The organism is Isoptericola sp. GX10416 (assembly GCF_056590155.1).
In genome coordinates this window covers 116,152-129,664 of sequence record NZ_JBWPVO010000007.1, presented here as the reverse complement: position 1 = coordinate 129,664, position 13,513 = coordinate 116,152, and the positions used below count along the sequence as shown (strand labels likewise).

Below are 13,513 nucleotides of genomic sequence, written 5' to 3'. Positions count from 1 at the left end.
GCGGTCACCCTATGGCGCCGGGCGCCCGGCGGCCGTGGTGCGGGAGCCCGGCGAGCGGCGACGGTCCGCGCTCAGACGCGGACGACTCTCAGCGCGTCCAGCTCGGCCAGCGGCGAGAAGTCGTCGTCCTGGGTGACGACGGGCAGGTCGTTGGCCAGGGCGATCGAGGCGATCCAGAGGTCGTTGACGTTGATCCGGCGTCCCGACTCGGCGAGCCGCACGCGGAGGCGGGCCCAGTGTGACGCGGCGGCCGCGTCGACCGGCAGCAGCGCCAGCGGTGAGATCGCGTCGAGGGTGGTCAGCCTGCGCGCGCGGGTCTCCGAGCTCTTGGCCGCCAGGACTCCGGCCTGGAGCTCTGCCCGCGTGATCACCGAGACGAACGACTCCTCCGGGAGCGCGGTGCCGTCGAGCCGCCGACCGGACTCGGAAGCGATGAAGACGCTCGTGTCGAGCAGTCCTCGCGCTTCACCGGCGGTCACCGGACGGGACCGAGGTCGTCGGTCGTGTCCCCTGCCAGCTCGGCCAGCTCGCGGCGGAGGTCCGGATCGGCCTGGACCGTGCCGAGGATCTTGAGGAGCTCGGCACGCCGGAGCGAGCGCGGGCGGGTCGAGCTCACGGGCCCGATCTCGGCGACCGGGGTGCCGTGCTGCGTGACCGTGACGTGATCGCCGCCGGCGACCCGTCGCAGGATCTCCGACGTGTGGTTCCGCAGGTCGCGGCTGGCGATCGTGGTCATGTGCGCAAGCGTAGCACTTTGCGCACACCTGCTGACCGTCCATCCCGAGGAGCTGAGCGATAGCGTTCCGCACACCGACGGCGCTCGGTGGCAGCCCGGCCATGATCGAGATCGCCCGCCAGTCCCTGGGGGACGTCGTCCCGCTGCGTGTCGCCGATCTCGAGGACTGACCCGAGCTCAGGCGGCGCCGACGACGTCGGGGTCGAGCGGTTCCGGGTCAGGCTCGAGCAGGCCGGGGTCGTCGTTGCGGACGTTGCCCACCCGGGCCCGGATCGGCCGGACCGCCATCGGCGTCTCCGGCGTGGCGAGGAGTCGGTGGGCCTCCTCGGCGCCGACGGCCGGGTCGAGCCAGGCGTCCCACGCGGACCGGGGCAGGAGGGCGGGGGTGCGGTCGTGGATTCGTTCGAGCTCTCCGGTGGCGGCCCGGGTGACGATCGTGGCCGAGACCAGCCAGCGGTCCGGGTCGTCGTCGGCCCGGCTGCGGTCGCGCCAGAACTCGTAGAGCCCGGCGAAGGCCGCGACGCCGCCGTCGGCCGGATGGATCCAGTAGGCCTGCTTCGGGACCTTCTTCGTGGTGGTCGGCAGGTTGAGCTTGCGCCACTCGTAGTAGCCGTCCGCCGGCACCAGGCAGCGGCGGACGCCGAGCGGCCGGGCGAACGCCGGCTTGTCGAGGAGCGTCTCGGAGCGCGCGTTGATCATGCGGGCGCCGATGCCCGGGTCCTTCGCCCAGCCCGGGACGAGCCCCCACCGTGCCGCCTGGAGCGAGCGGGTGATCTCGCCCGACGTCGTGCTGCCGTCCGCGAGGCGCTCGCGGCGCGGGCGTTCGACGACGATCCGGACGTCGTCCGTCGGGGCGACGTTCCAGCGAGGGCCGAGCACGCGGGCGTCCTCGGCGATCTCGGCGATCGCGAGATCGTCGGCCAGCGCCTGGGAGTCGGTGAACGAGGCATACCTGCCGCACATGTGCCCATGGTGGCGCACGCCACCGACAACCGTCGGTCGCCCGGTGGTGAGCGGGCTCACCGACCCTTCCCGTCGCCCTTCTCAAATCGTTTCGATACGATGGCGGTCATGCCCGAGAACCCGACCCAGCCGCAGCGTGCGCGCTCGTCGTTCCGCTGGGTCGTCATGCTCGGGTCGCTCGCCGCGGTCCCGGCCTTCACGGTCGACATGTACCTGCCCTCGCTGCCCGAGGTCGCCGCCGACCTGGGCTCGAGCGCCTCGTTCGCCGCGCTGTCGGTCTCGATCATGCTCGTCGGCGGTGCGGCCGGGCAGCTCGTCATCGGGCCCCTGTCGGACCGCTACGGCCGACGCCGTCCCCTCATGTGGGGGCTGGCGATGCACGTCGTCACCTCGCTGCTGTGCGCGTTCGCGCCGAATATCACGATGCTGGTCGCGCTGCGCCTGCTGCAGGGCTTCTTCAACGCCGCCTGCGGTGTCGCCGCGATGGCGATCGTGCGCGACCGGTTCGTCGGCTCCGAGGCCGCCCGCATCCTGTCGCGCCTCATGCTCATCATCGGCATCGCGCCGCTGCTCGCCCCGACGTTCGGCTCGCTGGTCGCGAGCGTCGCGTCCTGGCGCTGGGTCTTCGGGGTGCTCGCCATCATCGGCGTCACCATGGGCTTCGTCGTGTGGAAGTTCCTGCCCGAGACGCACCCGGTGTCGCGCCGCCGGGCCGGCGGGGCACGCACGGTCGTGGGCGGCTACCGCCACCTGCTGCGGGACAAGCACTTCATGGCGCTGGCACTGCTGCCCGGCCTCGGCATGGCCGTGCTGATGAGCTACGTCGTGACCTCGCCGTTCGTGTTCCAGGAGGTCTACGGGCTCAGCCACGCGCAGTTCTCCCTGCTGTTCGCCCTGAACGGCGTGGGCCTGGTCGGCTCGGCGCAGATCAACGCCGCCCTGGTACGCCGCGTGGCGCCGATCAGGATCCTGCGAGCGTCGCTGGTGCTCCAGGGCGTGGCGGCGGTGGCGCTCCTGGTCGTGGCGATCACCGGAGCCGGCGGGCTGGTGGGGCTGCTCGCTGCGCTCTGGGTGACCGTCGCGTTCACCGGCCTCATCCCGGCCAACGCCTCGGCCATCGCGCTGTCCCGGCACGGGGAGCGCGCGGGCACCGCCGCCGCGGTCATCGGCGCCGTGCAGTCCGGCGTCGCGGGCATCGTGTCGCCGCTCGCCGGGGCGCTCGGCGGCGACGCCGTCGCGATGACGGCCGTGATGCTGGGGGCCTGGACGTGCGCCATCGGCGTGCTGGCCATCGCCACCCCCGCGTTCCGGCGCGGTGGCTGGGTCCAGCTCACATAGCAGCACTTCACCCGGTCGCCCTCCAGGTTTCACCCGGGGTTGGGCGGGGCGACGCCCTGGCTCAGTGGTATGTGGCCATGCGCAGAACAGCGAAGTCCGCACACCTTGCCCGTACCGTCGCGGCCGGCACCGCCACGACGTTCCTGCTCACCGTCGCCCTCGCGGCTGCCGGCACCGCGACCGCCGGGACGGCCGCGGCCGGCGACCGCCCCGGACCGGGTCGGCACCACCACGAGGTCCCCGTCCTGGAGGGACGAGCGACCCTCAGCGCCGACTTCCTCGCCGAGGGTCCGCCGTCGGGCGCCGACGCCTCGTCCGCGAACGGTCGGCAGGGTCCCTGGGACGGTCAGGTGATCCCGGGCTTCTCCGCGATGGTCGACAACGGGGACGGCACGTTCTGGGCCCAGCCGGACAACGGGTTCGGCACGCAGGACAACAGCGCCGACTTCCTGCTGCGCAGCTACCTGGTCGAGCCCGACTGGGACACGGGCACGCGGCGTTCCGGGTCGGGCGACATCGAGATCCTGGACCGCATCGACTACGACGACGCCGACCACGTGCTGGACTTCCCGATCGTCGGTGAGGACACCGAGGAGCGGCTGCTCACCGGGGCGGACTTCGACATCGAGTCGGTGGTCCGCGCGAAGGACGGTTCGTTCTGGGTCGGCGAGGAGTTCGGACCGTTCGTCCTGCACTTCGACGCGAGCGGAACGCTCCTCGAGGCCCCGATCCCGCTGCCCGGCGGGCTGCGGTCCCCGCAGAACCCGTACCTGGGCGACGGTGAGACGCCCGGCGTGCGCGCCAGCAGCGGCTTCGAGGCGATGAGCGCCTCGAAGAACGGCCGGTACCTGTACCCGGTCATCGAGAACGCGCTGGTCGGCGCCGAGGACGAGCGCCGCCGCGTCGTCTACGAGCTCGACACCCGTTCGGGCGAGTACACCGGCCGCACCTGGAGCTACCAGACGGACCTGCCGGGCAACGTGATCGGTGACTCGTTCACCGTGGGCAAGGACAGGTTCTGGTTCGTGGAGCGCGACAACTTCGACGGTGCGTCCTCGGTGACCAAGCGCGTGTACGAGGTGGACCTGCGCCGCACGGACGCCGAGGGCTTCGTGGCGAAGAAGCTCGTGCTGGACGCGCTCAAGATCGCCAACCCCCGCGGGATCGACGCGGGCGAGGGTTACGGCCTCGGGGAGAGGTTCGCGCTGCCGGTGCAGTCCTTCGAGACGGTTCTGCGCCTGCGCGACGGCCGGATCCTCATCGGCAACGACAACAACTACCCCGGCAACGACGCCCGCGTGCCGGGCACCCCGGACGACACGGAGATGGTCGTCGTCGACCTGCAGCGTCAGCGCACCCGGGACGACGGCGTCACCGTCGTCGGGCACCGCGGTGCGTCCGGGTACCGGCCCGAGCACACGCTCGCCGCCTACGAGCAGGCGATCCTGCAGTGCGCGGACTACATCGAGCCCGACGTCGTGGCGACCCGGGACGGGGTGCTCGTGGCGCGCCACGAGAACGAGATCGGCGGCACCACCGACGTCGCGGACCACCCCGAGTTCGCCGACCGGCGCACCACCAGGACCATCGACGGCCGGGACGTCACGGGCTGGTTCACCGAGGACTTCACGCTGGCCGAGCTGCGGACCCTGCGGGCCGTCGAGCGGCTCGGCGACCTGCGCCCGGAGAGCGCCGCGTTCGACGGTCTCTACCAGGTGCCGACCCTCGACGAGGTGCTCGACCTCGCGCGTCGCTCCGAGACCTGCGACGGCCGGCAGGTGGGCGTCTACCCCGAGACCAAGCACCCGACGTACTTCGACTCGATCGGCCTGTCGCTCGAGGAGCCGCTGGTGGCCGAGCTGGAGGCGAACGACCTCGGTTCGCGGCGCGACCCGGTGATCCTGCAGTCGTTCGAGACCGGCAACCTGCGCGAGCTCGACGAGATGACCGACGTGCGCCTCGCGCAGCTCGTCTCGGCGAGCGGCGCGCCGTACGACCTGGTCGCCGCAGGGGAGGACACGACGTACGAAGACCTGGTCACGCGGCGCGGCCTGCGGCAGATCTCCCGGTATGCGGACGGCATCGGTGCGGCCAAGGACGTGCTCGTCCCGCGGGAGGCCGACGGCACGCTCGGTGAGGCGACGGCGGTCGTCCGGGACGCCCACCGTGCCGGTCTGGAGGTTCACGCCTGGACGTTCCGCGCGGAGAACACCTTCCTGCCCGCCGAGCTCCGCTCGTCGGACGACCCGGCCGAGCACGGCGACCTCGCGGGTGAGATCCGCGTGTTCCTCGACGCCGGGGTGGACGGGCTCTTCACCGATCACCCGGACGTCGCCGTCGCGGCCCTGGACGGCCCCGCGGCCGGTGAGCGCCCCGGCCGCCCGGTGAAGGTGCCGTGAAAGGGTCGTTGTCCTGACACGCCCGGTAGGCCTGAATCCGGCGACCGGCTTAGGGTGACGGTGTGGAGAGCGCCAATCCCCGGCACGCAGGACCTCATGCCGGGCACAAGGTCCTGCGGTGGACGGCTCTCGGGCTGACGGGTGTCCTGGCCTTCGTCGGCTCAGGGGCGGTCGCGGGATACATCGACCTGCAGAACCAGATCGAGGTGTCCGACGTCGACTCCCTCCTGGGACGCGACGGCGACCCCGAGCCGCAGGCGGAGCCCCAGGAGCCGGAGGACCCGACCGACCCGTTCGCCGGCGAGTCCCTCAACATCCTGGTGATGGGGACCGACTTCCGCGACGCCGCCAACGCCGAGCTGGCCGGCTCCGGGGACGAGTTCCACTCGGACACCACGCTGGTGGTGCACATCAGCGGGGACCGCAGCCGGATCGAGACCATCTCCATCCCGCGTGACTCGCTGGTGGACATCCCGGCCTGCCCGCGTCCGGACGGCAGCACGACCTCGCCGCAGTACGGCGCCATGTTCAACTCCGCGTTCGCCCTCGGCGGCGGGCCGGAGCAGAACATCACGGGGGCGGCCGCCTGCACCATCCTCACCGTCGAGGCCCTGACGGGTCTGAGCATCGACGACCACGTGGTCGTCAAGATGAACGGCGTGGTCGACATCGTCGACGCGATCGGCGGCGTCCCCATGTGCCTGCCGGAGCCGGTCGTGGGGGACAGCCGCTACAGCGATCTCGACCTCGCGGCCGGGCGCCAGGTGCTCGACGGCGAGACCGCCATCCAGTTCCTGCGGGTGCGCAAGGGCGAGGGCATGGGGCTCGAGCTCGGCAGCGACCTGCAGCGCATCGAGCGCCAGCAGGCGTTCATCGACTCGATGATGCGGGAGGTGCTCGCCCAGAACGTCATCACCGACACCCCGGCGCTGTACCGGATGGTCCAGGGTGCGCTGCGTGCCATCTCGACCAGTCCTGAGCTGGCCAGCCCTCGGGCGCTCGCGGGGCTCGCCTGGAGCGTGCGCAACGTGGACCCCGCGGACATCGTCTTCGAGTCGGTCCCGGTCGTCGACGCACCGTCCGACGCGAACCGCGTCGTGTGGACGGTGGAGGCGGCCGAGATGTGGGAGAAGTTCGCCGCCGACGAACCTCTGGTCGCCGAGCCGGAGCCGAGCACGTCCTCGTCGAGCAAGGGCGACGGCGGCGGGCAGGGCGACGAGGCCGAGGACGCCGAGGAAGTCAGCGTGGAGAAGTCCTCGCCGGCACCGTCGCCCAGCCCGTCGTTGCGCGAGGGCGTCTGCGCCTGAGGCGGTGGTTCAGCCCGGTGGGCCGGCCGGTGGCAGCACGCGGCGGGCCTGTTCCCGCAGCGCCGCGGTGACGCGGTCCAGCACGGTCGACCGCAGCCGCCACTGCTGGAGGTAGAGCGTGACGTCGACGGTCTCGGGCGCGAGGGGGACGACGTCGTCGTCCGGTGCGAGCACGTCGAAGCGTGCGCCGTCGCGGGGCAGCGGCCCCCACATGCCCCATCCCAGGCCGGCGCGGACGGCGGCGAGGAACTCGGCGGTGGAGGGCACGTGGTGGCGCGGCGGGTCGGGCACGTCGACGCCGGCCCGGTGCGCGACGTCGCGCAACCAGCGGTCCTGCAGGTCGTCCGTTCGGGCGAAGACGACCATCGGCGCTGCGTCGAGCGCTTCCGCGGTGGCGCCGTCGGGGAACCAGCGGGACGCGAAGCCGCGGGCGGCGGCCGGGCGGTAGCGGGTCACGCCGAGCGGCACCGAGGTGCAACCCTGGACGGGCTCGCGCTGCGAGGTCACGGCCGCCATGACGACGCCGGCCGGCAGGAGCTCGGCCGTGCGGTCCTGGTCGGCGACGTGCACGTCGAAGCAGACGCCGTCGACGGCCGAGAGCGCCGGCATGATCCAGGTCGCCAGCGAGTCGGCGTTGACCGCGATCGGCACGGTGACGGGCCGGCCGGTGTCGTCGTCGGCCGGGCCGAGCTCCGCCGCGGCCTCCGCGCCGAGCAGCTCGACCTGCCGGGCCAGGCGCAGCACGGTGCGGCCCGGTTCGGTCGGCACCGTGGGGCGCGTGCGGCGGACCAGCACGGTGCCCGTCGCGTTCTCGAGCGCCCGGACCCGTTGGCTCACGGCCGACGGGGTGACGTGCAGCGCCCGGGCCGCAGCCTCGAACGATCCTTCGGTGATGACGGCGGCGAGCGCCGCGAGCTGGCCCGAGTCCCATCGCATATCTGAAGTATCGCTTCATCAGGCGCAGAATGTTTCGCTGGACTTCATCGCGGCGCCTGCCTAGCGTCGGAGGAGTGCTCACCTTCCTCGCCGGGCTCGGCCTCGGTCTGTCGCTCATCGTCGCCATCGGCGCGCAGAACGCCTTCGTGCTGCGCCAGGGCGTGCGCCGTGAGCACGTGGGCGTCGTGGTGCTGGTGTGCGCGGTCTCGGACGCGCTGCTCTACGCCGCGGGTGGTGCAGGGCTGGGCGCCCTCGTCGAGCAGCACCCGGGGCTCGTCGAGGTGGCGCGGTGGGCGGGCGCTGCCGTCGTCCTCGGGTACGGCGCGCTCGCCGCCCGCCGGGCGTGGCATGGCGGCGAGGAGCTCGAGGCGGCTGACGCCGTCCGGCCCGACGCCGGACGACGGCTGCGGCCGGTGCTGCTCACGGCGCTCGCCCTCACCTGGCTCAACCCGCACGTCTACCTGGACACGGTGGTGCTGCAGGGTTCGATCGCGGCCGGGTACGGCGACGACCGCTGGCTGTTCACGGGCGGCGCCGTGGTCTCCAGCGTGCTGTGGTTCGCCGGGCTCGGCTACGGGGCGCGGTACCTCGCGCCGCTGCTGCGCCGGCCGGGCGCCTGGCGGGTGGTCGACGGCGTGATCGCGCTCATCATGGTCGCGGTCGCCGTCTCCCTGGTGGTTCCGGGCTAGGGGTCACGCGCATCGGATCGGCTCGCGGACGGGCGGACGACCGACTGCCACTGACAGGTTCGCACGCCCGGACGACGCTTACCCTGTCGTCATCAGCTTCACCTGACCGCGCAGGCAGTCCACCCGATGCGTCGCCCGGCCTGGCACTGTCGGAGAGATCCTGCACGCACCGAGAAGGGGACCCGCCTCATGTACGCACTGGTCGCCGACCGCAGCTCGCGGGACGGATTCACGGTCGGCCGAGCACCCGTGCCTCGACCACGGGACTCGGAAGCCCTCGTCGACGTGCGGGCGTCATCGGTCAACCCGACAGACCTGAGCTTCATCCAAGGAGCGTCGGACGGTGCGGTCCTCGGTTACGAGCTCGCCGGTGTCGTGCGGCAGGCGGCCGCTGACGGTTCGGGCCCCGCTGCCGGCGAGCGGGTGGCCGGCATGGTCATGGGAGGTGCGTGGGCGGAGACCGCCGCGGTCCCCGTCGCGCAGCTCGGGAAGCTGCCGGCGGGGCTCGACGTCGAGGAGGCGGCGACGCTCCCGATCAGCGCGGTGTCCGCGCTGCGAGCGCTGCGCTCCGCCGGACCGGTGCTCGGGCGACGGGTGATGGTGACCGGTGCGAGCGGCAGCGTGGGAGCCTTCGCGACCCAGCTGGGCGCGATCGGAGGGGCGTCCGAGGTGATCGCGGTGGCGCGCGACCCTCAGGCCGGACAGCGGCTGCTCGGGCTGGGTGCGACGGAGGTCGTCACCAGCCCGACCGCTGCTCGAGGTCTCGTCGACACCGTCATCGAGAACGTGGGCGGGACGACGCTCACCGAGGCGTTCGGCCAGCTGGCAGCGGGTGGCACCCTGGTCTCCGTGGGGCGCGCGAGCGGGGCCGACATCGTGCTGAGTGCTGAAGACCTGCAGGGGGACGGCGGCCGGGCGGGGCGTTCTGTTCGCACGTTCTTCATGCCCGACGAGTCCCCGGACTTCGTCGCCGACCTGGAGTACGTGCTCCGCCTCGCCGCCGCCCGGTCGCTGCGGACGCGGGTCGAGCACCGCGAGGAGATGCTCGGCGACCTGAGCCGTCTTCGCGCCGGCGCGTGGCCGGGGAAGCTCGTGCTGACGCTCCCACCCACGAGGTCCCGACCGTGATCCGTGTCGTCGCACTGCTCCGGGGCCTGGGCGCCTCCGTCAAGCAGACGCGCCCGCGAGGGCGGCCAGCCGCCCGACCGCGTCGCGCAGCACCTCGGGACGCTTGACGAACGTGAACCGCACGCGCGAACGCAAGGCGTCGGCCGCCGTCGACCCCTCGCGGCAGAACGCCGAAACCGGGACGCCGACCACGCCGGCGAGCTCCGGCAGGCGCAAGCACAGGTCGTGGCCATCCTCGAAGCCCAGCGGGGCGCCGTCGGCCACCACGAAGTACGTGCCGCTCGGCACGACGACGTCGAAGCCCGCCGCCTCCAGGCCCTCGCACAGCAGGTCCCGGCGTGCGGCCAGCGACGCGGCGAGGGCGCGCGGCGTCTCGTCGTCCGCGAGGGCCAGCGCGATCGCCGGCTGGAACGCCGAGCCCGAGGTGTACGTCATGAACTGTTTGACGGTGCGCACGGCCGTGACGAGCTCGGCCGGGCCGTGCAGCCAGCCGATCTTCCAGCCGGTGAGGCTGAACGTCTTGCCGGAGCTCGAGACCGTCAGCGTGCGCCCGGCCATGCCGGGCAGCGTCGCCATCGGGACGTGCTCCGCGTCGTCGTAGACCAGGTGCTCGTAGACCTCGTCCGTGAGGACGACGGCGTCGCGCTCGCGGGCGACGGCGGCGATCTGCTCGAGCTCGTCGCGCGTCAGCACGGTGCCGGTGGGGTTGTGCGGGGTGTTGACCAGGACCATCCGCGTGCGGTCGGTGGCGGCGGCACGCAGGGCGGCCGCGTCGAGGCGCAGGTCGGGGGTCAGCGGGACCGGCACGTGGGTGGCGCCGGCCATCGCGATCGCGGCGGCGTGGGAGTCGTAGAACGGTTCGAGGGTGAGGACCTCGTCGCCGGGCCCGGTCAGCGCGAGGATCGCGGCCGTCAGCGCCTCGGTGGCGCCCGTGGTGACGAGCACCTCGGTGTCCGGGTCGACGTCCAGGCCGTAGTGGCGGCGCTGGTGGTCGGCGATCGCGCGGCGCAGCTCCGGGACGCCGTCGCCGGGCGCGTACTGGTTGCGGCCCGCGTCGATGGCGGCCTTCGCGGCGTCCTTGACGTAGTCGGGACCGTCGACATCCGGAAAGCCCTGGCCCAGGTTGATCGCGCCGGTACGGTTCGCCAGCACCGTCATCTCCGCGAAGATCGTCTGCCCGACGGCGCCGCCCGGCGCGAGCAGACCGGTCGCGGCGGCGACCTGGCGCCAGCGCGGGGTGGACGTCATGATCTCGACCCTACCCATCGCCGTCGTCGGTGGTGGCGGGCATGCTGGGGACCATGGCGAGCGTGGACCTCAAGACGACGTACCGCGAGCTGTACCGGGCGCCGCGGGACCCCGTGCTCGTGACCGTGCCGCCGCGGCCGCACCTCATGGTCGACGGGGCGGGCGACCCGAACACGGTGGCCGCGTACGGCGAGGCCGTGACGTCGCTGTACCCGCTGGCCTATGCGTTGCGTGCCGAGGTGAAGGACGCCACGGGGACCGCCTACACGGTGATGCCCCTCGAGGGACTGTGGTGGGCGGACGAGATCGAGCAGTTCCGCGAGCTGCCCCGGTCCGCGTGGCGCTGGACGCTGATGATCAGCCTGCCCGACGACGTCGGCCAGGTCGACGCGGTCGAGGTCGTCGCGCGCACGACGGCGGAGCGCGACCTGCCGGCCGCCGTCCGGCTCCGGGAGTTCGGCGACGGCGAGGTGGCGCAGGTGCTGCACGTCGGCCCGTACGCCGAGGAGGCGCCCACCGTGGACGCCCTGCACGCGTTCGTCACCGCCTCGGGGCGCGAGCTGGCGGGCAGGCACCACGAGATCTACCTGTCGGACCCCCGGCGCACGGCGCCCGAGCGGCTGCGCACGATCATCCGGCAGCCGGTGGCGCCCCTCGTGCCGGCGTGAGGGGCGACCCATGACCTGTGGCACGGGCCGGCCCGTCGTGGCGTCAGGGAAGGTGGTGGCATGTCGATGTGGGTCGTGGCCGTGTGCTGCTGGTCGTTCGTGGTCGTGTTCCTGGTCGACGGGTGGACCCGTCCGGGATACGCGTGGGTGCGCCAGCCGGTGAGCGCGCTGGCCCTCGGGCGGCGTGGCTGGGTGCAGACGGCGAGCTTCCTCGTGTGCGGCGTGGCGGTCACGGCCGGGGCGGTCGTGGCGCGCGCGGACCTCGGCAGCGCGCTGCTCGCCGTCGTGGTCGGGGTCTTCGGCCTGGCGCTCGTGGCGTCCGGGCTGTTCCGGATGGACCCCCTGCGCGCGTACCCGCCCGGCACCCCCGACACCACTCCCGAGGAGACGTCCTGGCACCACCGGCTCCACGACCACGCCGGGGTTGTCGTCTTCGCCGCCGTGCCGGTGGCCGCCATCATCGCGACCCTCACCCTGCCCGAGCTCGCCTGGAAGGGGTACTCGGGGGTGACGGCCTTCCTGTCGGGCGCCGGGCTGGTCACCTTCGGCCAGGCGTGGGAGGACGACTCCCCGCGGGCCGGGCTCATCCAGAAGGTGACCATCGCCGTCGGGTGGCTGTGGGTCGGGCTGCTGTTCGTCCGGGCCGCGTGAGCCGTCCGCGCCGCGTGAGCGGCGGCCCGGACGGACAGCCGTCTCTGCTCAGCCGGCCAGCAGCGCGTCGAGCTCGGCGTAGAACGCGGCGGGGTCGCCGGCGAGGGACGCCTTGACCATCGCGGTCCAGTCGTCGACGATCACCTCGATCGAGCCGGTGGCCAGGCCGTCGAGGGACGTGCGCGGCACCTCGCGCGGGTCGATCTTCGGCCCGTCGTAGCCTGCGGCGATGGCCGTGTCGGCCGCGCCGAGGAGCACCCCCTGGACGAGCGTGCCCTGCGACGCGAGCTCGAGGCGCACGCCGTTGGTCATGCTCCACTCGGCCGCCTTGGCGATGGCGTACGAGCCGGTGCCCGGCGCGACGAACCACGACAGGGCTGAGAGGACGTTCACGATCGCGCCCCCGCCGTTGGCTGCGAGGGCGGGGCGGAGCTCGCGGATCACGTCGAGCGTGCCCCAGAGGTGCGTGTCCAGCTCCCGGCGGACGTCCGCCAGGTCGCCCGTGGTGAGCGAGGCGCCGGTCGCGATGCCGGCGTTGTTGACGAGCAGGGTCACGTCGCGCGCCGCGTCGGCGGCCGCGACGACGGACTCGTGGTCGAGCAGGTCGAGCCGCAGCGGCACCACGCGGGGGTCGTCGATGTCGAGGCTCTCGGGGCGGCGAGCCGTCGCGTAGACCTTGCTCGCTCCACGCTCGAGCAGCTCGAGCACGAACTCGCGGCCGATGCCGCGGTTGGCTCCGGTGACGAGGGCGGTCTGACCGGTGACGTCCATGGGTTTCTCAGCTTTCTGGATGAGTGGTGGCGGGTCCGACCGGGTCTGATCGGCCCGGCGTCGGCTACGCTAAGAGTTCACGTTGACGTCAAGGGCAAGTACTGAGGCCAGGATCACAGGAGGGCACGGATGCGAATCGGCGAGGTGGCACGCCGGGCAGGCGTCAGCACCAGGGCGCTCCGCTACTACGAGGAGCAAGGGCTACTCGCGGCGGAGCGCACCGACAGCGGCCAGCGGACGTACCCCGATTCGGCCGTCGAACGTGTCCGGCTGATCCAGCAGTTCTTCACCGCCGGGCTGCCCAGCCGGACGGTCCTGCAGCTCATGCCCTGCATCGAGACCGGGGAGGCCGCGCCCGAGGTCTTCCAGGTGCTGGCAGCTGAGCGGGACCGCATCACCGCCGCCATGGCCGACCTCGCCGCCGCGCGCGACGCGCTGGACCGCATGATCCACATCGCGAACCATCCGACGCCCGAGCACTGCCCCGCGCTGCGGGAGCCGGCGTGGGGCCCGTACGACGACGGGGCGGAGGCGAGGGCTGCGGGGTCCAGCGCAGCCGCGCGCGCCACCGCCTGACGACCGGCCGTTTCACGATATGGACACGATCTGTGATCCCGCTCAAATGATCGGTCCGGGCCGCGGAGACCACGACGGCGCAGATCTGACGCTCTGACCTGCG

Annotated in this window: 14 protein-coding genes; 8 read left to right on the top strand and 6 right to left on the bottom strand. The window is 72.8% G+C overall.

Annotated elements, in window-relative coordinates:
* Positions 1-71 precede the first annotated feature (71 nt).
* The 3 genes from ACWAT2_RS12025 to ACWAT2_RS12015 form a co-directional block, all read right to left on the bottom strand.
* Entirely contained in the window at positions 72-479 is a 408-nt protein-coding gene (locus tag ACWAT2_RS12025; RefSeq protein ID WP_402376089.1) for a type II toxin-antitoxin system VapC family toxin, read from the bottom strand.
* On the bottom strand, positions 476-736 hold the full coding sequence (locus ACWAT2_RS12020; RefSeq protein WP_402376092.1) for a type II toxin-antitoxin system Phd/YefM family antitoxin: 261 nt from the start codon (positions 734-736) through the stop codon (positions 476-478). Before ACWAT2_RS12020 ends, ACWAT2_RS12025 begins: the two co-directional genes overlap by 4 nt.
* Positions 737-913: 177 nt before the next feature.
* A complete protein-coding gene (locus tag ACWAT2_RS12015) occupies positions 914-1,699 on the bottom strand; it encodes an SOS response-associated peptidase (protein WP_402376094.1) in 786 nt (261 codons plus the stop codon).
* Positions 1,700-1,807: 108 nt separating this feature from the next.
* Between ACWAT2_RS12015 and ACWAT2_RS12010 the strand changes: the two genes are divergently transcribed.
* The 3 genes from ACWAT2_RS12010 to ACWAT2_RS12000 all read left to right on the top strand — a co-directional run bounded on the left by ACWAT2_RS12010 (position 1,808) and on the right by ACWAT2_RS12000 (position 6,743).
* Entirely contained in the window at positions 1,808-3,037 is a 1,230-nt protein-coding gene (locus ACWAT2_RS12010) for a multidrug effflux MFS transporter (protein ID WP_402376096.1), read from the top strand.
* 77 nt (positions 3,038-3,114) lie between these two features.
* Positions 3,115-5,436, top strand: coding sequence for an esterase-like activity of phytase family protein (locus ACWAT2_RS12005; RefSeq protein WP_402376099.1), 2,322 nt, complete (start codon positions 3,115-3,117; stop codon positions 5,434-5,436).
* A gap of 62 nt (positions 5,437-5,498) precedes the next feature.
* Positions 5,499-6,743: an LCP family protein gene (locus tag ACWAT2_RS12000; protein WP_402376102.1), complete on the top strand. Its 1,245-nt coding sequence runs from the start codon at positions 5,499-5,501 to the stop codon at positions 6,741-6,743.
* Positions 6,744-6,752: 9 nt separating this feature from the next.
* On the opposite strand, the gene ACWAT2_RS11995 is transcribed toward ACWAT2_RS12000, so the two are convergent.
* A complete protein-coding gene (locus tag ACWAT2_RS11995) occupies positions 6,753-7,679 on the bottom strand; it encodes a LysR family transcriptional regulator ArgP (RefSeq protein ID WP_402376104.1) in 927 nt (308 codons plus the stop codon).
* 74 nt (positions 7,680-7,753) lie between these two features.
* On the opposite strand from ACWAT2_RS11995, the gene ACWAT2_RS11990 reads away from it, so the two are divergent.
* Both ACWAT2_RS11990 and ACWAT2_RS11985 read left to right on the top strand, forming a co-directional pair.
* Positions 7,754-8,368 carry a LysE/ArgO family amino acid transporter gene (locus tag ACWAT2_RS11990; protein WP_402376107.1) on the top strand — a complete coding sequence of 205 codons (615 nt, stop codon included), beginning with the start codon at positions 7,754-7,756 and terminating at the stop codon, positions 8,366-8,368.
* A gap of 249 nt (positions 8,369-8,617) precedes the next feature.
* On the top strand, positions 8,618-9,496 hold the full coding sequence (locus tag ACWAT2_RS11985; RefSeq protein WP_402376109.1) for a zinc-binding dehydrogenase: 879 nt from the start codon (positions 8,618-8,620) through the stop codon (positions 9,494-9,496).
* Positions 9,497-9,535: 39 nt separating this feature from the next.
* On the opposite strand, the gene ACWAT2_RS11980 is transcribed toward ACWAT2_RS11985, so the two are convergent.
* Positions 9,536-10,744, bottom strand: coding sequence for a pyridoxal phosphate-dependent aminotransferase (locus ACWAT2_RS11980; protein ID WP_402376111.1), 1,209 nt, complete (start codon positions 10,742-10,744; stop codon positions 9,536-9,538).
* 53 nt (positions 10,745-10,797) lie between these two features.
* On the opposite strand from ACWAT2_RS11980, the gene ACWAT2_RS11975 reads away from it, so the two are divergent.
* Together ACWAT2_RS11975 and ACWAT2_RS11970 are read left to right on the top strand one after the other, a co-directional pair.
* Complete coding sequence (locus ACWAT2_RS11975) at positions 10,798-11,412, top strand: GyrI-like domain-containing protein (protein ID WP_402376113.1); 615 nt, start codon at positions 10,798-10,800, stop codon at positions 11,410-11,412.
* Between the two features lie 60 nt (positions 11,413-11,472).
* The gene (locus ACWAT2_RS11970) at positions 11,473-12,063 is read left to right on the top strand and encodes a DUF998 domain-containing protein (RefSeq protein WP_402376116.1); all 591 of its coding nucleotides are present in this window, start codon (positions 11,473-11,475) and stop codon (positions 12,061-12,063) included.
* Between the two features lie 48 nt (positions 12,064-12,111).
* Here ACWAT2_RS11970 and ACWAT2_RS11965 read toward each other — a convergent pair whose 3' ends face one another.
* Complete coding sequence (locus ACWAT2_RS11965; protein ID WP_402376118.1) at positions 12,112-12,834, bottom strand: SDR family oxidoreductase; 723 nt, start codon at positions 12,832-12,834, stop codon at positions 12,112-12,114.
* A gap of 129 nt (positions 12,835-12,963) precedes the next feature.
* On the opposite strand from ACWAT2_RS11965, the gene ACWAT2_RS11960 reads away from it, so the two are divergent.
* Positions 12,964-13,410: a MerR family transcriptional regulator gene (locus ACWAT2_RS11960; protein ID WP_402376121.1), complete on the top strand. Its 447-nt coding sequence runs from the start codon at positions 12,964-12,966 to the stop codon at positions 13,408-13,410.
* Positions 13,411-13,513 lie beyond the last annotated feature (103 nt).